This window comes from Polynucleobacter sp. JS-Mosq-20-D10 (assembly GCF_018687755.1).
GTDB lineage: Bacteria > Pseudomonadota > Gammaproteobacteria > Burkholderiales > Burkholderiaceae > Polynucleobacter.
The window spans coordinates 1,407,528-1,429,733 of record NZ_CP061305.1 but is presented as its reverse complement, the minus strand read 5'-3'; the positions used below and the strand labels follow the sequence as shown (position 1 = coordinate 1,429,733).

Below are 22,206 nucleotides of genomic sequence, written 5' to 3'. Positions count from 1 at the left end.
GGGTTATTACAGCCTAGCCTTCGTCGTGCGCCTCAATCATGAGTTGTACGCGTGCCTGCCCTTGAAAACGGTCAGTGACTAGGCGATAGGCTAGCTTGGCTTTGGCTGGCAAGGGCTGGGTCCGATTGAACCAAACGCCTGTAAATGGTTTGCTGGCCAGTTGACCGTCCCCAATGGGACGAAGCTGCAGGCGCAGATGTTTTTCTTTCATGAGGCTTTGCTGACCAATCTCAAATTCACCGTAAAAAATGGGTTGCGGAAAGCCTTGCCCCCAGATTTCTTCAGCCAGGAGATCACCGGTTTCAGGTGTGAATTCAGATAGTCCTAGTGGACCATCATGAATATGGCGACGCTCTAGTAATTCATCATTCAGTAAGCCATTGGCAACCTGCTGAAACACAGTATCAAACTTTTCAAAATCGGCTTTTCTAATGCTAAGACCTGCCGCCATAGCATGCCCTCCAAATTTGAGAATCAGACCCGGCTCACGTTTAGAAACAATATCTAAGGCATCTCGCAGATGAAAACCTGTCAGCGATCTACCGGAGCCACGCAACTCTTCCCCGCTAGAGCCATCGGCTGGAGCAAAGACAATCGCGGGACGATTAAAACGTTCTTTCAGACGAGAGGCCACGATGCCAACCACGCCTTGGTGCCATTCTGCATTCCAAAGGCAGATACTGGAACGCTCTGCCATACTTCCTGCTAATTGATCTTCAGCGAGATGGGCGAGAGCGGCTTCTTGCATACCGCCTTCAATAACGCGTCTCTCGCGATTAATGCGATCGAGTTCGTAAGCCAGTTCAATAGCTTCTTCGGGCTTATCGCAAATTAATAAGCGAATACCTAAAGTCATGTCCGCTAGACGTCCTGCTGCATTTAAGCGAGGGCCGATGGCAAAACCTAAGTCAAAGGTATTAGCCTTGCGAGGATCGCGCACAGCTGCCTGAAACAGTGCTTGAATACCAGCTTGCGATACTCCTGCACGAATACGTTTCAGACCATTGGAAACCAAGATGCGGTTATTGCGATCAAGCTGTGCCACATCCGCTACGGTACCTAAAGCCACGAGATCTAATAGGTTCTCAATCTTGGGTTGAGTTTCAGTAGTAAATTTGCCGCGCTGACGAAGCTCGGCTCGCAAAGCAACTAGCAAATAGAACATAACACCTACACCAGCAAGCGCTTTGCTTGGGAAGTGACAACCCGGTTGATTGGGATTGACGATTGCAGTGGCTTTGGGCAGTCGATCTCCTGGCAGGTGGTGGTCAGTCACGATCACTTCCATTCCGAGCTCGCGAGCTCGGTCTACTCCAGCTTCGCTGGCAATACCGTTATCGACTGTAATAAGATATTTGGGTTTGGGGTCTTGCTGAGCGGCAAGATCAACCACCTCTGGAGTTAGTCCATAGCCCATCGTAAAGCGATTGGGCACCAAGAACTGAATGGGAGTATCTGGCCCACCCAACATCTTCAATCCACGCAGAGCAACAGCGCATGCAGTAGCGCCATCACAGTCATAGTCGGCTACCACCAGCATGGACTCTTTACGTTCCAAAATATCTGCTAGCAGGGCGGCAGTACTAATGCAGTTTTTCAACTCGACTGGTGAGAGTAGTTGCTTTAGATCTAAAGAGAGTTCATCTGGTTTATCAATGCCACGAGCTGCATATAGTCTTGCTAATAATGGGTGCAGACCACTTTGCTGTAACCAGCTAGCTGCGCGATCAGAGAAGGGGCGCTGAGAGAATAGACTCATGATGAAATAATTTTTTGCCAAGTTAAGGGTTCTGGTTTTTTCCAGAAGGCCCATGACTTTTTGTTTAAGTCTTTAGCTGTGAAGATTCTGTGGCGAGTTTGACCCTTGGGAAAATCGATCACTTCGATTTCATCTAGCTCATTACTCAACAGCACTCTTCTCAAGTTATCCCAAATACTCGCCGGACGATCAATCCAAGCAAAGGCATTTTGCAGCTTTGAGAAATCAATTTCACACTGTTGAGGGATTGAAAGGTATTTAGCTAACCCAGCTAAGAGGGGATGATCTCCATATATCTGGCCTACATTCTCAAGCAATGGAGGAGTCTGAATATCAGCTAGTTTACCGATACCGCTAATCCATAAGGAGTTGATGCTGGGGTATCCGCGTTGTTCACGCTCCTGATTGACTGGATCAATATGCCAGAGCATCTGAATTTCATTTTGGAGTTTGCGCCAGAGCTTAGCAACTCCAGTCACGTTTGTATCGCGCGGCATCCACCAATCAATATTGCGACCATGCGCTTGATCAATAGAGTGCGTTGCAAGACTAGCAAATGGACCGGCTGAAATAAACCAATCACGCTGGCCTTGGAATAACACCTTGCTTCTAAAATCTTCTTCAATGAAGGGGAGGGCAACTTGAAGCAAGCTGGCAGATTCATTTGCCGTCAGATCAATCTGACTTTGGGCCATCAGGATTAAATGATCCCGGGTGGCATGAAGGTGGACTGGTTGTAGGCAGGCAATAGCTTCATTTGGGTTAACTGCTAGGTTGCTTTGACCCAATAGCAAGACTGAGGCAATCGGCAGTTGATCGCCTAGTAGAAAGCGCTCCTGCGGAAGTCCGCTGGGTGGGGTATCACGCTCTAATCCAGCGTCAATAGCATCTTCGCCCGACACCATCAGGGTAAAGCGTCGCAAAGAACTTATTTGGGAGGTCAAATTGGCAGTCATTTCCCTGATTTTAGGTGGCATTTACAGAATCCATCAGTTTGCTCGTTTAATTCACTAAACTGTAAGTATGTTGAGACTTCCTATTGAGCTAGAAATTGGCCTGCGCTACACCCGATCTAAGCGTCGCAAGACGGTCGGTAAGCGTGATGGCTTCCTGTCTTTTATTTCTGGAATCTCCACAGCAGGTATCGCCTTGGGTGTTGCCGCCCTGATTGTAGTGCTCTCAGTGATGAATGGCTTTCAGAAGGAAGTGCGCGACCGCATGTTGTCCGTCCTTTCTCATGTTGAAATTACTGCCCCAGATGGTTTAGCCAATTGGGAGCCGATAGCACTCAAGGTAGCTGCCCAGCCACACGTTGTGAGTGTCGCTCCGATGGTCAGCTCGCAAGGTTTACTCAGTCGCGAGAATGTAATGCGTGGCGTATCTATTCGGGGAGTATTGCCAAGCGAGGAAGGTAGGGTTTCTGATTTACCTAAGCAGTTTATTGCTGGCAGCATCGAGGATCTCAAGCCAGGTGCGTTTAGCGTTGCCTTGGGCGCACAGCTTGCCAACATGGTTGGGGCGCGGGTTGGTGATCGTATTAACTTGATCGTGCCAGAGAGCGACCTCACTCCTGCAGGTGCCATGCCTAGAATGCGAACACTACAAGTGGTGGGCATTGTGGATAGTGGTCATTATGAATACGATAGCTCTTTAGCCATCATGCATTGGAAAGATGCCGCTGCTTTATTGCGTCTACAAGATCCATCTGGGTTACGCGTGAAGGTCGATGATATGCAGCGTGCACCAGAGATTGCTTCTGAATTGGCTCAAGTTGTGCCACAAGCTTTGTGGGTGAGCGACTGGTCGCGCTCGAATCGTAATTGGTTTGCTGCTGTTCAAACTGAACGAAAGATGATGTTCATCATTCTGACCTTAATTATTGCGGTTGCTGCTTTTAATTTGGTATCCACCCTAGTGATGACAGTAAATGAGAAGCAGGCTGATATTGCTATCTTAAGAACGATGGGTGCGAGCCCAGGACTCATTCAGCGAATCTTCTTAGTACAAGGTTTGGCGATTGGCTTACTAGGCTCTTTGGCCGGTGTTGGCTTGGGTCTCCTGATTGCTTTAAACATCGACGTGATTGTTCCTGCAATTGAAGCCATCTTCCGTGTGCGCTTCTTGCCACGCGATGTGTACTTTATTAGTGAGCTGCCATCGGACGTTCGTTTGTCGGATGTTGTTACGGTGGGCTTGATGGCCTTTGGCCTCTCCGTATTGGCCACCCTGTATCCAAGTCGACGAGCTGCCCAAGTTCAGCCTGCGGAGGCATTGCGCTATGAGTGATCCCAATCAAATCATTTTGAGTGCATCAGGTCTAGCAAAGACCTATGGCAAAGGGCCCACCGCTGTCGATGTCCTGAAGGAAATTGATTTACAGGTGAGTACTTCTGAGAAGGTCGCCATCGTAGGATCTTCTGGCTCAGGTAAAAGCACCTTACTGCATTTATTGGGTGGCTTAGATACCCCTAGTGCCGGTACTGTGATGCTTGCTGGGCAGAATCTCCACAAATTACCGGCAAGCAAACTAGATCAATTACGCAATCACAGTCTGGGTTTTATTTACCAGTTCCATCATCTTTTAGATGAATTCAGTGCTGTTGAAAATGTCGCCTTACCTTTACGTATCCGTGGCTTGAGTAATGAAGAGTCTATGGAGCGAGCAAGCACGATGTTGCATGCGGTTGGTTTAGCGAAGCGTGAACAGCATACGCCAGGTGAATTGTCTGGTGGTGAGCGTCAGCGTGTTGCGGTGGCCCGTGCACTAGTTGGTAATCCTTCTTGCGTTCTGGCAGATGAGCCAACGGGTAATCTTGATACCGAAACTGCCGATGGCGTATTTGACTTGATGTTAGATATTGCTCGTGAGCAGGGTACTGCTTTTGTGATCGTGACTCATGACCCCATTCGCGCAAAACGTTGTGACCGAATTTTGCATTTAGAGCGCGGAGTATTAAAGATCTTCGCACAATGAGCGAAGCTCATAAAGAACTTGCATGGGTGGATACCCATTGCCATGCAGATGCTCCGGAGTTCAAAGATATTCTTCCAGAGATTATTTTAGGTGCGGCTGATAAAGGCGTTAAAGCTATTTTGCTACCTACGGTTCAGGCTTCTGATTGGGTGCCAGCTAAAAATTTAGCAAACCAGTTCGGCAATCAAATCCCAGGATTGGTTTACACGCTAGGTATTCATCCACTGTATATCAATCGCGCACAAGATAGCGATATCGATGCCCTTAAAAATCAAATTGAGCAATCACTAGATGATCCTCGATTTGTGGGTATTGGTGAGATCGGCTTGGATTATTTTGTTGAGGGGCTCGATCCTCAGCGGCAAGAATTTTTCTTTCACAAGCAATTGGATTTGGCACAGCAATTTCAGTTGCCGGTGATTTTGCATGTGCGTCGTTCACAGGATGCCATTCTTAAGGCTCTGCGTAAAAGAACAGTTCCTTGCGGGATCGCACATGCCTTTAATGGTAGCCATCAGCAAGCCGAGCAATTTATTGAGCTGGGATTCAAGTTGGGCTTTGGTGGCGCTGCAACCTACGATCGAGCATTGCAGATTCGCCGTCTCTTAAAAGAGCTGCCTCTAGAAAGTATCGTTACTGAAACTGATGCACCGGATATCCCCCCAGTCTGGCTAAAGGAAGAGGGCGGTCTATTTAATGAGCCTGCTTTACTCCCCAGAATTGCGCAGCAATTAGCGGGCATTCGTGGAATCAGTGAAGAAGTATTTTCAAAAGTAGTTTGGCAAAACGCCATGCAAGCATTCCCCCGTTGGTCATCCCTGATGACTGACAACCCAAGCCTACAATCCACTTCTTAAGAACTTGCGCATCAACATTACGGCGTTTATCGCCGGGGGATCGCTACTTCTATTTTTACCTACTGTGCCAGAGTATTGGCGCTGGATGTCTACGGCGACCATCATCGTTTCTCTATTGGGTTTGTACCTCAATCGCTCATTGATCCAATATCGCCATGCTAGCGGCCTATTGCTGGCAGTCTGTTGTTGCACCTTGGGATTTGCTTGGAATGCCCATTATGCACAGGATCGTTTAAGCAATATCCTATCCATAGAGTATGAGGGTAAAGATCTTGTGCTGGAGGGTAGGGTCAACGCTTTACCCCAAAGCGCTCCCAGCGGCGCAAAGTTTTCTTTTGCGGTGGATCAGGCATTTTTGGGGCGCGAGATGATTGAATCATTTCCCCCGCAAATCTATTTAATCTGGCAGCCCGCATGGCGTAATCCTCAGGATGTCCCAGAAGTCATTCCGGGTCAGCGTTGGGAATTTAAGGTCAAAATTAAAAGACCTTATGGATCTCTTAATCCCCATACTTTTGATTTTGAGCGTTGGTCATTTCATCAAGACTTTGGTGCCAGTGGATCAGTCAGGTCAGGACAATTAATTCTTGATAGGGATATTGCTCTGACAGAATTTGCTCTAGCTATGGAGTATCAGCGCTGGAAGTTAAGGCAAAAGATTCAGCGCTTATTACCAAAAGATGCTCGTTATGGCGGAGTGATTGCTGCCCTGGTAATGGGCGATCAAAATGCAATCGATCAAGAAGACTGGCGTGTATTTAATGCTACTGGTATTGGGCATCTCATCTCCATATCTGGTCTTCATGTAACGATGTTGGCTGGATTTGGCGCTATGCTCGCCACGTTTCTCTGGTCTCGTAACACACTGCCACTCTGGGTTCCTGTTGGCAAGGTCGCTACTGCAGTAGGTTTTTTGACGGCCTTTATATATGCGTGGTTGGCAGGATTTCAGATTCCGGCGCAGCGAACGATGTATATGGTGGGGGTAGTTGCTTTTGCCTTATGGTCCGGCAGAAATCCTCGTTCATTTGATATCTGGTGGTGGGCTCTATTTTTTGTACTTGTCATTGATTCGATGGCACCCTATACGCCAGGTTTCTGGCTTTCGTTTGGAGCGGTAGCTGCGATTTTGTATGCCATGCAGGATTCTGATGGTTTGCTGGGATTGCCTACTGGTAGAGAGCTGGAGGTTCACTGGAAAGATAGGGTGATTCAAGCACTTCGCGAAGCTTGCAGAGTTCAGGCAGTCGTCACCATCGCACTTTTACCATTGACTTTGTATTGGTTTTATCAAGTCTCAATCGTTTCGCCACTAGCAAATGCTGTTGCTATCCCTGTAGTGAGTTACATCGTGACACCCTTGGCTATTGCTGGCGCTTTGTTGCCTGACTTCATTGGTAAATGGTTGTTGATACCAGCGCATGCCACGATGGACTACTTGGCAATCATGCTTGCATGGATGGCTAGCTGGAGATGGTCAATCGCTTGGTCTAGCCAGCCAGCCTGGTGGGCAATGGCTATGTCAACGATCGGAATCATCATAGCGATTCGTCCTGGATCTATTCAAGAGAGCTGGATGTCAAGAATAGCGAGTCTCGTATTGTGCGTAACCCTATTTATTCAGCCGCTGACTAATAGTCATTTGGGAAAAGGCGAGTTTCGTGCGACGGTACTTGATATCGGCCAGGGTACAGCGGTGCTGATTGAAACCAAAACAAAACGGCTGCTATACGACACCGGACCCATTCAGGGAAAAGATAATGCTGGTCAAAGAATCATCCTTCCGTACTTGAGGGGGAGGGGGATCAATCACATTGATCGCATGGTAATTAGTCATAGTGATAGCGACCACATTGGAGGTGCCGCAACTCTACTTAAAGAAATCAGCTTCGACTCCATGATGGGATCTTTGCCAAGTACTAATCAATTACTCGCCAATTTAGAAGAAAGGAAAATATCTGCGATTCCCTGTCGCTTCGGTCAGCAATGGTCATGGGACGAGGTGGACTTTCATATTTGGCATCCAAATGCACAGACAGTCTTTGAGGATCGGCACCCTAGAAAGCCCAATGAAGTCAGTTGCGTTTTGGAAGTTCGCAATCAAACCACTTCATTCTGGTTGACGGGTGATGTTGAGAAACAGGGTGAGTTTGAAATAACTGAGCGCTTAACCCAAATAGCCCTCAATCATTTAAAGGATAAGTATTTAATATTCATGGCACCACACCACGGTAGCAAAACATCCTCTTCCCAAGAGCTATTGATGAAATTGAGCCCTGATGAGGCATTTGCACAAAACGGATATCGCAATCGTTATGGTCATCCACACCCAACAGTCACTGCCCGATACCAAAGTATGAATATCCCGTTTTATCAAACACCAACTACTGGTGCACAGGTTTGGAATTTTTATAACGTGAACAAGTTAAATGAAGATCCCTTGTTTCAGAGAAGGTATTCGCAAAGGCTGTGGCATCGCCATCCGATAGAAGTAGGTAAATGACTGCTGGTGCCCGTCTGACAAAATATCAGCCTAAAGGTCATGGAAAAGGCCAAAGAAGCTATAAATGCCTGGATTAAGGTGTGCCATCAATCGCAATGAAGAAATACCTGCTGCAAGCGAATTAAAAGTGATACAGCAAAGAGGAGAATTCAAAGGTATGCATTGGGCGCTTGCGGATCCCAAATCCCAGAAAAGCAAAAAGCCCTTAAAAATTAAGGGCTTAGTACTGAAATACTGGTTGCGGGGGCAGGATTTGAACCTACGACCTTCGGGTTATGAGCCCGACGAGCTGCCAGACTGCTCCACCCCGCGTCTGAAGCTGTAATTCTACCATTTTTTCACCCCCTCTGTCGAGATATACCTTAATTTGGTGCTTAAAAAGATGATTTTTAAACAGAAATATGACTTCAGAGTCAACCTGCATAAGGTGTAACATACTGCAACGCAATATTACTCAAAGGTGATGAGATGTCCATTAGCAATCCTGAGTTTTCAAGTTCTGATTTATTAAAGCCCGTTGATCTGCATGGTGATCACGATAACCATAAAAAAGGCCTTGCGACAATGATGCTTGCCGCTATTGGCGTAGTGTTTGGTGATATTGGCACTAGTCCTTTGTATGCCCTCAAGGAGTGCTTTGATCCGCAGCATGGCATCCCATTTTCTCCAGAGGCATTATTTGGCGTGATTGCGATGATGATCTGGTCTTTGATCTTAATCGTGACCTTTAAATACGTTCTATTTGTGATGCGTGCTGATAATAAAGGTGAGGGTGGTGTTTTATCTTTGATGGCTTTAGCGCTTAGATCTTTTGATAGCAAATCAAAAGGCTATTTCTTCTTAATGATTTTAGGCATGCTCGGCGCTTGCATGCTACTCGGTGAGTCTGTCATTACCCCAGCGATTTCTGTTTTATCTGCTGTTGAGGGTATTGAGATTGCGGCTCCTGGCTTGCATAAATTCATTATCCCTATTTCCCTCGTGATCTTAGTTGCCTTATTTATGATTCAAAAATATGGCACGGCGGCTGTTGGCAATCTATTTGGTCCAGTGACCCTCACTTGGTTTATTACTCTAGCAGTATTAGGTGTCATTAATATTGGCGCAGCGCCGCAAATCATAGGCGCAATTAATCCAATGTATGCGGTGCAGTTTGTAATAGATCACCCAACTACTGCCTATATTGTGATGGGTGCTGTTGTCTTGGTTGTTACTGGTGTTGAAGCACTGTACTTAGACATGGGGCACTTTGGAAGAAACCCTGTCCGTTATGCTTGGCTCATTGTTGTCTTGCCTAGCCTTTTAATTAACTATCTAGGGCAAGGCGCACTCTTGTTGTCTAATCCAGAGGCTGCTTCTAACCCATTTTATTTAATGGTTCCAGATTGGGCTTTATGGCCTGTTGTTGGTCTTGCTACTGCTGCTACAGTCATTGCATCGCAAGCGGTGATTTCAGGTGCGTACTCTTTAGTGAGTCAAGCAATTTTGCTGGGCTTTATGCCGCGCATGACCATCATGCACACCTCTGATTCTGAGCAAGGACAGATTTATATTCCAGTAGTGAATTGGGCTCTCTTATTTATGGTGGTTGTCACCATTATTGAATTTAGAGAATCAGTGAACTTGGCTGCAGCATATGGTATTTCAGTTACCTCAACCATGATGATTACCGCAATTTTATTGGGCGTGGTCATGTATCGTGAGTGGAAGATGAATCTCTTCTTAGTACTGTCCTTGACGGCCATTTTCTTTACTTTAGATTTTGCTTTTTGGAGTGCTAACTTAATTAAAATTAAAGATGGTGGTTGGTACCCTTTATTTTTAGGCCTCATCATTTTTACCTGTTTGATTACTTGGTATCGAGGACGCAAACTCTTGCGCGATAAATTGGTTGAAGGATCGATCCATTTGAAAGAATTTGTGGCTAGTTTATTGGCCCACCCCCCACACCGTGTTGAGGGAACAGCCATCTTTTTAACTGCGCACATCGATTATGTGCCAATCGCGATGTTGCATAACTTAAAACATAACCGAGTAATGCATGAGCGCATCTTTTTTGTGAAGCTCAGCACCTGGGATGTGCCTTACGTCAATGATCAGGAGCGTCTGAGCATCAACGATTTGGGCGGCAATATATTCTTAGTCAGGGCGGTGTATGGCTTTAAAGAATCGCCCGACATCAATAAGGTGTTGTCGTTACTCAGTGAGCAGAAAAATATTCAATTTAATTTAATGGATACCTCATTCTTTGTTGCGCGTGACACTATTGTTCCATCGGCAAATCCTGGGATGGCCTTATGGAGAGAGAAACTGTTTGGTTGGATGATGCAAAACGCAGCCAAACCATCAGACTTCTTTAAGATTCCTACCAATCGTTTGGTTGAACTTGGCGCAAAGGTAGAGATTTGATACAGCCACTTTCTTTGCGCTTCTTAAGTGCATTCGGGGTTTTCCTGTTGGCCTGCTCCTTGAGCACTCTTTCACTTGCCACTCCTGCTGAGGAGGCTCAGCTGGAGCAACTTGATAAGATTGAGAGAGAGCTCGAGTTGCAACGTGATTGGGCTAAGTATCGCTGGGATAAAGCCAACTTCGAGTGCTATCAGCAGTATTGGGTAAATGACTGCTTAAAAGATTCACGTGCACAATACCGCAAAGAAATTGATCCCATACGTGTGCAAGAAGTGGAGTTACATGAGGTGCAGCGCAAGTTACGGGCCAGTATTAAAGATCAACGCGATGCCACTAAGATTGCTGAACGTGCTTCTGCTGAAAAAGCGGCTGAGCGCTCAGCCAATCAAAAAGAATTCGAAGAGAAGCAAAAAGCAGCAGCCGCTCGCGCAGCCGATTTAGAACAGCGCCGTAAAGATGCACCTAAACGTGCTCAAGAAAACAAAGCGGGCACTCAGCTCGATTAATTCATTGGCAAAAATAAAAACAATCTATATCTGTCAGTCATGCGGTGGGACCTCTGCCAAATGGCAAGGTCAGTGCCCCTCATGTCAGGCATGGAATACCTTGGAAGAGGGTGTTCCAGAGGTGAGCTCAAACGCCCGCTTTCAGGGATTGGCGCAGTCGCTCCCCCGTCAAAAGCTTTCTGCTATTTCTGCTGAAGACCTTCCGCGCTTTAGTACGGGCGTAGAAGAGTTTGATCGCGTATTAGGTGGCGGATTAGTTCCCGGTGGTGTTGTTCTGTTGGGGGGTGATCCTGGCATTGGCAAATCCACTCTCTTGCTCCAAGCCCTTGCTGAGATGAGTGCTGCAGGTATGAACGTTCTTTACAGCAGTGGTGAGGAGTCTGCGGCGCAAATTGCATTACGTGCAAAACGCATTGCACTCGATGCGCCACAATTAGAAGTGCTCGCTGAGATTCAGTTAGAAAAGCTCTTATCCATTATGGATACAGTGAAGCCACAGGTCTTGGTAGTGGATTCCATTCAGACTTTGTATTCAGAAGTGTTGAGCTCAGCTCCAGGTTCAGTTGCGCAAGTGCGAGAGTGTGCTGCGCAATTAACTAGAGCTGCTAAATCTAGCGGTATTTGCGTGTTAATGGTGGGGCACGTGACTAAAGATGGTCACTTGGCTGGCCCTCGTGTGCTCGAGCATATTGTGGATACCGTCTTGTATTTCGAGGGCGATACCCATTCTTCATTTAGATTGGTCCGCTCGATTAAAAATCGCTTTGGCGCAGTTAATGAGCTTGGTGTATTTGCGATGACCGAAAAAGGGTTGCGTGGCGTTGCAAACCCTTCAGCAATTTTTCTTTCCCAGCATGCAGAGATGGTGCCTGGCGCCTGTGTATTGGTTACACAAGAAGGTAGTCGACCGCTCTTAGTCGAAATTCAGGCGCTAGTAGATACTGCGCATATTCCTAATCCACGTCGCTTGGCAGTTGGTTTGGAACAAGCGCGTTTAGCCATGCTCTTAGCAGTATTGCATCGTCATGCTGGTGTTGCCTGCTTTGATCAGGACGTCTTCTTAAACGCAGTAGGTGGTGTGAAGATCTCAGAGCCAGCAGCTGACTTAGCAGTGCTATTAGCAATTCAGTCTTCGATTCGCAATAAGGCCTTGCCTAAAGAGTTGATCGTATTTGGTGAGGTTGGTTTAGCGGGGGAGATTCGTCCATGCCCACGTGGTCAGGAGCGTTTGAAAGAGGCGGCCAAGCTGGGCTTTACCGTAGCCATTATTCCGAAGGCTAATATGCCGAAGACAAAGATTCCAGGGCTAAGAGTGATTCCAGTAGAGCGTATTGATCAGGCTATCTCTGCAGCAGCAGAGCTCAGTTAATGCAATAACAATTTAGCGCAAGTCTTCCGCTTGAATCAGAAGTACCTGTTCATCTCCTGCGGATACTTCCATCCAGATGACAGGAAGTTGAGGGAAGGCTTTTTTAAAGTGCTCATACTCATTGCCAATCTCAATCAGAATGGCGCCACGCTCAGATAGATAGTCTGGTACGCCAGCAATAATCTTCCGAATCAGATCCATTCCATCATCGCCACCTGCTAATGCAAGAGTAGGCTCCGCATGGTATTCAGCAGGCAGGGCGTTCATCGAGTTGGCATTGACGTAAGGCGGGTTGCAAATGATGAGATCAAATAGATTATCTTCATGGGGTTCTGGCAATGCATCCCAGAGATCACCCTCAAAAAGTTCCACTTGAGAAGTAAGGCCATGACGATCGAGATTACGTGACGCCACTGCTAATGCGGGTAAGCTGATATCACAAGCACTCACATGAATATCGGGGCATGCTAAGGCTAACAAAATTGCTAGAGAGCCATTGCCGGTACAAAGATCGAGCGCTTTGCCATCAGCTGGTAACCAGGGCTCTAGTGAGCCATCTACGATGAGCTCGGCTATCCAGGAGCGGGGAACAATGCTTTGCTCGCTGGAGAAAAAAGGCACACCCATTAACCAGGCTTCGCCCAAGATATAAGCTAATGGCTTGCGTGTAGAGATGCGGGTTTGTGTAACTTCAAGTGCACTAGTAATTTGCTCGGCACTCATCACTTGCTGCAAGTGGTCCAGTGCATCTGTAGGACTTAAGTCAAGTTGTTTGCTGACAATCCAGAGGGCTTCACTTTGCGCATCAAGAGCGCCATGACCATAATGCAAATCTGCTGTTTCTAGTTGTTGTGCAATGTGATCAATGCATTGATCAAGCGTCAGAGATTGCTGGGGCGCAGGGTCCATGAGGAGTTTTTATAAGAAAAAGTAATTGACGAAACAGTCTTAAGCAACGAGTTGCTCGAGTGTCTTGCGATAGATATTTTTGAGTGGCACAACATCATCCACAATCACGCACTCATCAATCTTGTGGCTGGTCGCATTAAGCGGACCAAATTCGACAACTTCTTTACAGATCTTCGCAATAAAGCGACCATCACTTGTGCCGCCAGTGGTGGAGAGCTCTGCATCAATTTTGGTTTCAGCTTTAATGGCTTTACGCAGGGCACCAGCAAGAGCGCCATCGCCCGTAATAAATGGGCTACCGCCCAAAACCCAATCAATTTCAAAATCGAGACCTGCGGCACTAAGAATTCCCTCTAGGCGACTACGTAGTTCTTCCGGTTTGCTCTCGGTAGAGAAACGGAAGTTGAAATCAATCGCTAGCTCGCCAGGAATGACGTTATTAGCACCAGTACCTGCATGAATATTCGAAATCTGAAAACTTGTCGGCTGGAAATACTGATTCCCTTTGTCCCACTCAGTCTCAACGAGCGCTTGAATTGCAGGCGCTGAAAGGTGAATAGGATTTTTACCCAGGTGAGGGTAGGCGATGTGTGCCTGAATGCCTTTAACCCGAAGCTTGCCAGAGAGCGATCCACGGCGACCATTCTTAATCATGTCGCCGAGTTGATCAACTGAGGTTGGTTCACCAATTACGCAGTAATCTAAACGCTGACCTTGTTTTTGCAAGCGCTCGCACATGATGACAGTGCCGTCGTTGGCTGGACCCTCTTCATCACTTGTAATCAAAAAGGCAATCGTGCCTTTGTGGTCTGGGTGGGTGATGACAAATTCTTCGGTAGCGACTACAAATCCTGCAAGAGAAGTTTTCATATCCGCAGCCCCGCGACCGAAGAGCATGCCATCTCTAATGGTTGGGGTAAACGGATCATTGGTCCATTTCTCTAACGGGCCAGTTGGTACAACATCAGTATGACCAGCAAACACTAAGACCTTGCCCTGATCTCCGGATACACCCTTTTTGATTGCCCACAAATTGGTAACCTGAAAATTCTCGGGGCCACTAACAACACTCTCAGTGTGAAAACCAATCGCTTGCAGGCGTTTAGCAATGAGCTCCTGACACCCTCCGTCCGCTGGGGTTACCGAGCGGCAGGAGATGAGGGCTTCTGTTAATTCTAGGGTGGCGCTCATGTGTCTGGCTCTACAACTTAATCGCGCAAGAGTTCGTTAATCGCAGTCTTTGCCCTAGTTTGAGCATCCACCTTTTTCACGATGATTGCAGCGTACAGGCTGTACTTGCCACAAGCAGAGGGAAGAGAGCCTGGAACTACAACAGAACCTGCTGGTACACGGCCGTAATGGATCTCACCGCTTTCGCGGTCATAGATCTTGGTACTTTGACCAATATAGACACCCATAGAGAGAACGGCGTTTTCTTCAATAACCACGCCTTCCACTACCTCAGAGCGGGCGCCAATAAAGCAGTTATCTTCAATAATCACTGGGCCAGCTTGGATTGGCTCCAAAACACCACCAATACCAACGCCACCAGAAAGATGCACGTTTTTACCAATTTGAGCACATGACCCTACAGTTGCCCAGGTATCAACCATGGTGCCTTCACCAACATAAGCGCCGATATTGACGTAGGAAGGCATTAAAACGGCATTTTTGCCGATAAATGAGCCTCGGCGTGCCATTGCAGGGGGAACCACTCGGAAACCGCCATTGGCGAAGTCTTCAGCGGTGTAGTTCTCAAACTTGCTTGGTACCTTATCGTAGAACTGGGTATAGCCACCAGCGCCCATAGGTTTGTTATCTTCCAGGCGGAAAGACAGCAAAACTGCCTTTTTGACCCACTGGTTCACTTCCCATTTGCCGACGCTGCGGCGCTCGGCTACGCGAATACTGCCTGTATTGAGGCCCTCGAGTACGGCGTTTACGGCGTTGCGGATTTCCCCGGAAACGGCCTCAGGAGACAGGTTTGCGCGGTTTTCCCAGGCTTGATCGATGATGCTTTGTGGTGATTTGCTCATGCTTTTCAGTTAACTATCAGATTGTTAAGGGGTTTTGTCCCTGGATATAGATTGATCATTATATCGGTGGGGCAAAAACCCGTGTGGGGAGCCTTAAGCTTGCTATCATCTTCCCACTTTAGTAATAATTTTTACCCCCTTATTTGAACCCCCTTTTTTCCTGCAAAGTACGCCGTGCAACTGAAATCCATCAAACTTTCCGGCTTTAAGTCCTTCGTCGATCCAACCCATTTTGAAATGCCAGGTCAATTGATCGGTGTTGTGGGCCCTAACGGTTGCGGAAAGTCAAACATTATTGACGCTGTGCGCTGGGTTTTGGGTGAGTCTCGCGCTAGTGAATTGCGTGGTGAGTCGATGCAGGACGTGATTTTTAATGGCTCTGGTTTGCGTAAACCATCGGGTCGTGCCAGTGTGGAACTCATTTTTGATAACTCAGAAGGGCGCGCTCAAGGTCAGTGGAGTGCTTTTACAGAATTAGGAATCAAACGCGTTCTGACGCGTGATGGCAATTCTAGTTATTACGTCAACAATCAAGTAGTGCGCCGTAAAGATATTCAAGATATTTTCTTGGGTACCGGTATGGGTCCAAGAGGCTATGCGATCATCGGGCAGGGCACTATCAACCGCATCTTGGAGGCAAAGCCAGAAGAGTTGCGTGTTTTCTTGGAAGAAGCGGCTGGTGTTTCTAAATACAAGGAGCGTCGTAAAGAAACTGCCTCCCGTCTTGAAGATACGAAAGAAAACTTAGTTCGCGTAGAAGATATATTGCGTGAACTCGATCAGCAGGTTACGCGTTTAGAGAAGCAGGCCACTGTTGCTGAGCGCCATGCTGAATTATCTACTGCAATGAAGTCGCAACAGCAGTTACTCTGGTTTGTACGTCAGACCGAAGCTGGTAAGGAGCAAGAGCGCCACGCCAACGGTATTCGTGACACACAAGTCAACTTGGAAGAGCAGACTGCCAAAATGCGTCACGTGGAGACTGAGCTCGAGACAATGCGCACTGAGCAGTACGCACTGCAAGATCGGGTTTCTCAGGCTCAAGGAGACTTGTATCAAACCAATGCTGATGTGAGTCAGGTTGAGTCACAAATTCGTTACGTGCAAGAAGCGCGCCAGCGCCTGCAACAACAATCCCAAGATTTACAAGCTCAACTGCAACGTTGGACTGTTCAAGAAACTGATGCCGCTCAAGCGCAACGCTCTGCTGAGCATGAGCTTAGCTTGGCTGCGGAAAAAGAACAAACATTAATGGCCGACTTATCTGGTTTGCAAGAGCAAATGCCAGCACGCGAAGAGGCCTATCAATCTCATGTACGCGAACTTAATGATGCTCGCGAGAGCTTAGCCACGATTGACCAGCGCTTAGCCAGTTTAGGCGAGCGTGTTAAAGCCATCACGTCACAGGTAGAAGAACTCAAGGGGCGCGATACCCGTCTTGAGGCTGAACTCGCTGGTATGCGCAGGCCCGATGCCGAAGCATTGCAAATGGCAATTGATCGTCATGCGATGGCGCAACGTAAGGTAGATGAAGCGAGACAAAAAGCAGGTGAGGCGCAACAACGTGTTCCTGCAGCTGATGAAGCTCGCAATACCGCACAACAACAGATTCAATCTGCTAACCAAGAGTTGGCACAAACCGAAGCTAGATTAACTGCACTGACTGCCTTGCAAGCCAGCGTTCAAGCTCAAGGCAAGATTGGTCCATGGCTTGAGAGCAAGGGCTTAAAAGAGAGCAAGCGTTTGTGGCAAGAGCTTAAGGTGGAGAGTGGTTGGGAAGCTGCTTTAGAGTCCGTCTTACGCGAGCGCTTAGCCGCTGTTACAGCCAAAAGCGTTCAAGAAACCTTGGCCTTAGCGAATGATGCGCCTCCAAGTCGTTTAGCGATCTTGCTCACAGAAGACATTTCTCCTGCACACACTACCGTGCCAGCAGATTTTATTGCACTACTAACTCGTGTTCAAAGTGCAGGTGCACCACGCGTAGCTGCTGTATTGCAAGAGTGGTTGGACAATATTTACATTGCTAATAGCTTGGAAGATGCATTGCATCGCCGCGAAAAGTTACCTGCTGGCGGTGCTTTCGTTACTCAACAAGGGCATTTAGTCAGTCGAGTTGGAGTGCAGTTATATGCGGCCGACTCTGAGCAGGCTGGTATGTTGGCTCGCGCTCAAGAGATGGAGGGTCTCGAGAAGCAATTGCGTGCACAGAAGTTAATTCAGAGTGAGTTGCAAGGTGAGCTGGATCAATGCGTTGCCAATTACCAAGCTGCCCATCAAGCTGCTGAGCAAACCCGCATTGCCGCAGAGCATGCCGTACAAGAAGTGCACGGCTTTGAAGTAGAAAGAATGCAATTAACTCAGGCTGAAGAAAAGTACAGCCAACGCGCTGAGCAAATTCAGGGTGAGTTAAGTGAGTTGCGTCAGCAAATGGAACAATTGAGTCAAACTCAAGAGCAATCCTCTGAGGAGCTCGCTCAGTCAGAAGAATCTAAGCAAGGTTTGCAAGAGAATCTCGCCATCGCTCAAGAAAAACTGGAGTCAGCCACTCAAGAGCGCGATCGTCTCCGTGAATCTTTGCGCTCATCAGAGATGTCTGCCCAAGAGGCAGCATTTGCAACCCGTTCTTTACAGCAGCGGATTGCTGACTTACAGCGTGATCAAAGTACTGCGCGTGTTCAGATCATGGAGATTCAGGATAAGCAGGCTACTTCTGAACAAGAGCTGGAAACTCTGAGCGATGAAGAGGCTCAAGATAAGTTACAAGGACTCTTGCTGGCTCGCAGCGCTCGCGAAGCCGCATTGGCAAATGCCCGTACTGAACAAGATGCACTCTTGCATCAATTACGTGAAGCAGATGAAGTGCGCTTACAGATTGAGCGCAGTCTTCAACCGATGCGTGACAAAGTGGTCGACTTACAGTTGCGCGAACAGGCCGCCCGTTTGAACTTTGAGCAGTTTGCGACCTTACTATCAGATGCCGAAGCAGACTTAATGGCATTAGAGGCCAGCTTTAGTCCAGATCTCAAGGTTGGGGCATTACAAACCGAAGTAAATCGCCTCAATTCTGAGATTCAATCTTTAGGCCCGGTCAATATGGCTGCCTTGGATGAACTCTCTAGTTCACGTGAGCGTAAACAGTTCTTAGATGCACAATCAGCCGATTTGAACGAAGCAATGCAGACTTTGACCGATGCGATTGCCAAGATTGATGCAGAAACCCGCGATCTCTTGCAGGGCACTTTTGATCAGGTCAATATACATTTCGGTAAGTTATTCCCTGAGCTGTTTGGTGGTGGTCATGCGGAGTTGGTAATGACCGGTGAGGAGATCTTGGATGCTGGTGTTCAGGTCATGGCCCAGCCTCCAGGCAAGAAGAATAGCTCTATTTATTTACTCTCTGGTGGTGAAAAGGCCTTGACTGCGATTGCCTTGGTCTTCTCCTTATTCCTCCTTAACCCTGCACCATTTTGTTTGCTCGATGAGGTTGATGCACCATTGGATGACGCGAACACCTTGCGTTATGCGAAGATGGTGGCCAAAATGTCTGATAAGACTCAGTTTGTATTCATTTCACATAACAAGATCACTATGGAAATCGCTCATCAGTTGATTGGTGTCACCATGCAAGAGCAGGGTGTATCGCGTATTGTGGCGGTGGATATTTCATCTGCAGTGTCGATGGTGGAGGCAGCTTAAGTGGATCTAGAGCAATTCATGACAATGCTAGGTTTGTCTGACTTGCAGTTTGCTTTGGCTGTTATTGGTCTACTAATACTGATTTTAGTGGCTATTCTGAATGTTAAATATGCTCATGCACTGCGTAAAGCAAAAGCGAGCGTTGAGTATTACGCCGCTGAGCGAAGTGCGCGTGAACCAACTTTTGGGACCGATTTTGCCGATTCCATTCTGGGTGAACAGATTGAGCCAGTTTTTAAAGAAGGCTCTCTGCCAGCAAATACTGAATTGCCAGCCTTTTCGATTGATCCAAGAATAGACTGCGTGATTGCTTTGCGCTTTTCCCAGCCAATTATGGGGTCAGAGATTTTAAAAGAAATGCATTCTTGGGAAGATTTATCTACTCCATCTTCAGCCCGCTGGATGTGCGAGGGTTTGAATGTGGATGATGATTCCTCTGAGACATGGGGTTTGCTTATGCCTGGCTCTTCTTATTCGGAGCTTCAGCTTGCTATTCAATTAGCAAGTCGTCGCGGGCCGATAGGCGTGCTGGAGTTGTCTGACTTTTGTTCTAGAGCTCAGGCGCTTGCGTTAACACTTGGTTCTCAGATTGACATGCCCAGTGTCAGTACGATGTTGGATAAGGCTAAAGATTTGGATTTCATGGCTGCCGAAAGTGATATTCAATTAAGTATCAACGTGCTATTTGATGAAGCATGCCCTTGGACCAGCCTTGATTCTTTGATGCGCCAACGGGGATTTATCTTGTCGCGCAATGGCCGCACTTATGAATACTTCAGTAATCGAGCGCCTATTTTTAGCAGCAGTGACCTTAACCCTGGCAAGCCTGTTCAGCAACTTACCTTACTCCTAGAGCTGCCCTTAGTTTCTTTGGAAGAGAAAGCATTTGAGCGCATGCTTGCGGAGGGTCTTGAAATTGCACAAGCTGCTCATGGTCGTTTAGTTGATGACAACGGCATCAATTTATCTGAAATTTCTATTCAAAGCATTCGTAAACACCTTGATGGTTTATATGAAAACCTCGAGAGAAACGGTGTTCCTGCTGGATCTTCTGCTGCTAGCAGACTTTTTAGCTGAGCAATCACTTGTCGTCCTCTAAGCCGATAAATTTAGCGGATCGTTATGCATTATTGCAGACCGATTTAGCGCGCTTAGAGCATGCCTACTACGTTCTAGATAATCCAATCGTTCCTGATAGTGAATATGACCGCCTCTATCGTGAGTTACTGGATATAGAGGCTTTGCACCCTGAATGGATTACTGTGGACTCACTCTCGCAAAGGGTGGGCGGTACTGCACTGAAGGAATTTGATTCGGTAACTCACCTAGTACCGATGCTTTCTTTAAACAATGCGTTTGAAGATGCTGAGTTAATTGCCTTTGATCGTCGCTGCCGTGAAGGTCTGCATGCCGATCAAGTGGATTACGCAGGTGAACTTAAATTTGATGGCCTAGCAATCTCCTTGCGCTACGAGCATGGTTCTTTAGTAAAAGCTGCTACCCGAGGTGATGGCGCCAGTGGCGAAGATGTCACTGCTAATATCAAAACGATTCGAGCCATTCCACTCAAACTGACAGGTGATAATATCCCAGCAGTATTGGAGGTGCGCGGTGAAGTCTTTATGTATCTGAAAGATTTCCAAAAAATGAATGTGCAAGCCGCTGCTCAAGGTGAGAAAGAGTTTGCCAACCCCCGTAATGCTGCAGCAGGAAGTTTGCGGCAACTAGATTCGAAGATCACTGCCAAAAGACCACTCTCTTTCTTTGCGTATGGGCTAGGAGCCCTAGAGCCACAGTCTTGGCTGCCAAAAACCCATGAAGAACTTCTCAATGCTTATGTGAAGTTGGGTTTACCAGTTTGCACAGAACGCCGTGTTCTCAAATCAGTAGATGATATTTTGGCCTTCTACAACCAAGTTGGTGCAAAGCGCGATTCTTTACCGTATGACATTGATGGTGTGGTCTATAAGGTCAACTCCTTTACTGAGCAAGCTAAGCTGGGTTTTGTATCTAGGGCGCCACGCTTTGCCTTGGCTCATAAGTTTCCAGCGCAAGAAGCGTTAACCACTGTACTCGGTATTGATGTCCAAGTTGGGCGCACTGGTGCCATCACACCAGTTGCAAGGCTTGCTCCTGTGGAGGTAGGCGGAGTGACTGTTACTAATGCCACTCTGCACAATGAAGACGAGGTCAAGCGTAAAGATGTCCGCATTGGCGATACCGTTTCTGTCAGAAGAGCAGGAGATGTCATTCCGGAAGTGGTTTCGGTGCTTAAAGAGCGTCGACCAGAAGGCGCAACAGAATTTGTAATGCCAAAAAATTGTCCGGTATGTGACTCCCATATTGAGCGCTTGGCTGATGAAGCCATTGCTCGTTGTAGTGGCGGCCTATTTTGTGGGGCCCAACGCAAGCAGGCATTAATTCATTTTGCGCATAGACGTGCATTAGATATTGAAGGCTTGGGCGAGAAGATTGTTGATCAGTTAGTTGATCATAATCTAGTCAGAACACCTGCTGATCTTTATCGCCTAGGCTTTACAGCAATCGCCAATCTAGAACGCATGGGTGAGAAGTCAGCTGACAATCTCATTGCAGCAATCAATCAATCCAGAAACACTACGTTAGCCAGATTCATCTTTGCGTTAGGCATTCGTCATGTGGGTGAGACTACCGCTAAAGACTTGGCTAATCACTATCAATCTATGCACGCTTTAATGGATGCCAATCTCGAAGACTTGCTCACAGTAAAAGATGTTGGTCCTGTAGTCGCAGACTCCATCACCAGCTTTATGGCAGAAGCTCACAACCGTGAAGTGATTGAGCAACTCTTGGCATCAGGAATGCAGCTCTCTGTAGAAGAAAAAGTCATTAGCGCAGCAGTAGCAGGAAAAACCTTTGTACTCACGGGTACATTCCCGACCATGACGAGAGATGAAGCAAAAGATCTTCTCGAAAAAGCAGGTGCCAAAGTAGCAGGCTCAGTCTCCAAAAAAACTGACTATGTAGTTGCAGGTACCGATGCCGGCAGCAAACTGACTAAAGCAGAGGAGCTAGGCGTTCCAGTAATTGATGAAGCTGCAATGCTGGAGTTATTGGAATAATTCACATTGTTACTTTTGGCTAACTTGTAGGCCATTTCTTACCAAAGATTCGGGTAGCAAATGCCTATTGAGCTCATTAAGATTCTG

General features: G+C 47.2%; 15 protein-coding genes and 1 tRNA gene. 10 read left to right on the top strand and 6 right to left on the bottom strand.

Going from position 1 to position 22,206, the window contains the following annotated elements; all coding sequences use genetic code 11:
- Nucleotides 1–13 precede the first annotated feature (13 nt).
- Complete coding sequence (gene recJ / locus FD967_RS07320; protein ID WP_215325329.1) at nt 14–1,759, bottom strand: single-stranded-DNA-specific exonuclease RecJ; 1,746 nt, start codon at nt 1,757–1,759, stop codon at nt 14–16.
- Nucleotides 1,756–2,715, bottom strand: coding sequence for a hypothetical protein (locus tag FD967_RS07315; RefSeq protein WP_251369009.1), 960 nt, complete (start codon nt 2,713–2,715; stop codon nt 1,756–1,758). The genes recJ and FD967_RS07315 overlap by 4 nt, the downstream gene beginning before the upstream one ends.
- A 67-nt stretch (nt 2,716–2,782) precedes the next feature.
- On the opposite strand from FD967_RS07315, the gene FD967_RS07310 reads away from it, so the two are divergent.
- From FD967_RS07310 to FD967_RS07295, 4 genes are read left to right on the top strand one after another with little or no spacing between them, the layout of a single operon-like run.
- Nucleotides 2,783–4,045 (top strand): lipoprotein-releasing ABC transporter permease subunit, encoded by a 1,263-nt coding sequence (locus FD967_RS07310; protein ID WP_215325325.1) that lies wholly within the window; start codon nt 2,783–2,785, stop codon nt 4,043–4,045.
- Nucleotides 4,038–4,733, top strand: a complete 696-nt coding sequence (locus FD967_RS07305) for an ABC transporter ATP-binding protein (protein ID WP_215325323.1) — start codon at nt 4,038–4,040, stop codon at nt 4,731–4,733. Before FD967_RS07310 ends, FD967_RS07305 begins: the two co-directional genes overlap by 8 nt.
- Nucleotides 4,730–5,590: a TatD family hydrolase gene (locus FD967_RS07300; protein WP_215325321.1), complete on the top strand. Its 861-nt coding sequence runs from the start codon at nt 4,730–4,732 to the stop codon at nt 5,588–5,590. Before FD967_RS07305 ends, FD967_RS07300 begins: the two co-directional genes overlap by 4 nt.
- Before the next feature lie 4 nt (nt 5,591–5,594).
- Nucleotides 5,595–8,093 carry a DNA internalization-related competence protein ComEC/Rec2 gene (locus tag FD967_RS07295; protein WP_251369008.1) on the top strand — a complete coding sequence of 833 codons (2,499 nt, stop codon included), beginning with the start codon at nt 5,595–5,597 and terminating at the stop codon, nt 8,091–8,093.
- A 235-nt stretch (nt 8,094–8,328) separates the two neighbouring features.
- Here FD967_RS07295 and FD967_RS07290 read toward each other — a convergent pair.
- A tRNA-Met gene (locus FD967_RS07290) sits at nt 8,329–8,405 on the bottom strand.
- A 156-nt stretch (nt 8,406–8,561) separates the two neighbouring features.
- Between FD967_RS07290 and FD967_RS07285 the strand changes: the two genes are divergently transcribed.
- Genes FD967_RS07285 through radA form a run of 3 tightly spaced genes read left to right on the top strand, consistent with a single transcriptional unit; the run spans nt 8,562 to nt 12,377 of the window.
- Nucleotides 8,562–10,502: a potassium transporter Kup gene (locus FD967_RS07285; RefSeq protein WP_215325320.1), complete on the top strand. Its 1,941-nt coding sequence runs from the start codon at nt 8,562–8,564 to the stop codon at nt 10,500–10,502.
- Nucleotides 10,503–10,561: 59 nt separating this feature from the next.
- A complete protein-coding gene (locus tag FD967_RS07280; protein WP_251369007.1) occupies nt 10,562–11,008 on the top strand; it encodes a hypothetical protein in 447 nt (148 codons plus the stop codon).
- Between the two features lie 4 nt (nt 11,009–11,012).
- The gene (gene radA, locus FD967_RS07275) at nt 11,013–12,377 is read left to right on the top strand and encodes a DNA repair protein RadA (protein WP_215327227.1); all 1,365 of its coding nucleotides are present in this window, start codon (nt 11,013–11,015) and stop codon (nt 12,375–12,377) included.
- A 12-nt stretch (nt 12,378–12,389) separates the two neighbouring features.
- Here radA and prmB read toward each other — a convergent pair whose 3' ends face one another.
- From prmB to dapD, 3 genes are read right to left on the bottom strand one after another with little or no spacing between them, the layout of a single operon-like run.
- Nucleotides 12,390–13,286: a 50S ribosomal protein L3 N(5)-glutamine methyltransferase gene (gene prmB / locus FD967_RS07270; RefSeq protein WP_215325318.1), complete on the bottom strand. Its 897-nt coding sequence runs from the start codon at nt 13,284–13,286 to the stop codon at nt 12,390–12,392.
- Nucleotides 13,287–13,325: 39 nt separating this feature from the next.
- Complete coding sequence (dapE, locus tag FD967_RS07265; RefSeq protein ID WP_215325317.1) at nt 13,326–14,477, bottom strand: succinyl-diaminopimelate desuccinylase; 1,152 nt, start codon at nt 14,475–14,477, stop codon at nt 13,326–13,328.
- A 17-nt stretch (nt 14,478–14,494) separates the two neighbouring features.
- Entirely contained in the window at nt 14,495–15,322 is an 828-nt protein-coding gene (dapD, locus tag FD967_RS07260) for a 2,3,4,5-tetrahydropyridine-2,6-dicarboxylate N-succinyltransferase (protein WP_215325316.1), read from the bottom strand.
- A gap of 174 nt (nt 15,323–15,496) precedes the next feature.
- Here dapD and smc point away from each other — a divergent pair, with 174 nt between their 5' ends.
- The 3 genes from smc to ligA are packed head-to-tail and all read left to right on the top strand — an operon-like array spanning nt 15,497 to nt 22,119.
- On the top strand, nt 15,497–19,018 hold the full coding sequence (smc, locus tag FD967_RS07255; protein WP_215325315.1) for a chromosome segregation protein SMC: 3,522 nt from the start codon (nt 15,497–15,499) through the stop codon (nt 19,016–19,018).
- An 18-nt stretch (nt 19,019–19,036) separates the two neighbouring features.
- Nucleotides 19,037–20,095 carry a cell division protein ZipA C-terminal FtsZ-binding domain-containing protein gene (locus FD967_RS07250; RefSeq protein ID WP_215325314.1) on the top strand — a complete coding sequence of 353 codons (1,059 nt, stop codon included), beginning with the start codon at nt 19,037–19,039 and terminating at the stop codon, nt 20,093–20,095.
- An 8-nt stretch (nt 20,096–20,103) separates the two neighbouring features.
- Nucleotides 20,104–22,119, top strand: a complete 2,016-nt coding sequence (ligA, locus tag FD967_RS07245) for an NAD-dependent DNA ligase LigA (RefSeq protein ID WP_215325313.1) — start codon at nt 20,104–20,106, stop codon at nt 22,117–22,119.
- Nucleotides 22,120–22,206 lie beyond the last annotated feature (87 nt).

Excerpts from the sequence above, each read along its gene's own strand:
- FD967_RS07310 (WP_215325325.1), top strand. The coding sequence starts at position 2,783 with ATGTTGAGACTTCCTATTGAGCTAGAAATTGGCCTGCGCTACACCCGA.
- recJ (WP_215325329.1), bottom strand. The coding sequence starts at position 1,759 with ATGAGTCTATTCTCTCAGCGCCCCTTCTCTGATCGCGCAGCTAGCTGG.
- dapD (WP_215325316.1), bottom strand. The coding sequence starts at position 15,322 with ATGAGCAAATCACCACAAAGCATCATCGATCAAGCCTGGGAAAACCGC.
- FD967_RS07250 (WP_215325314.1), top strand. The coding sequence starts at position 19,037 with ATGACAATGCTAGGTTTGTCTGACTTGCAGTTTGCTTTGGCTGTTATT.
- FD967_RS07315 (WP_251369009.1), bottom strand. The coding sequence starts at position 2,715 with ATGACTGCCAATTTGACCTCCCAAATAAGTTCTTTGCGACGCTTTACC.
- FD967_RS07300 (WP_215325321.1), top strand. The coding sequence starts at position 4,730 with ATGAGCGAAGCTCATAAAGAACTTGCATGGGTGGATACCCATTGCCAT.
- FD967_RS07285 (WP_215325320.1), top strand. The coding sequence starts at position 8,562 with ATGTCCATTAGCAATCCTGAGTTTTCAAGTTCTGATTTATTAAAGCCC.
- FD967_RS07305 (WP_215325323.1), top strand. The coding sequence starts at position 4,038 with ATGAGTGATCCCAATCAAATCATTTTGAGTGCATCAGGTCTAGCAAAG.
- prmB (WP_215325318.1), bottom strand. The coding sequence starts at position 13,286 with ATGGACCCTGCGCCCCAGCAATCTCTGACGCTTGATCAATGCATTGAT.
- dapE (WP_215325317.1), bottom strand. The coding sequence starts at position 14,477 with ATGAGCGCCACCCTAGAATTAACAGAAGCCCTCATCTCCTGCCGCTCG.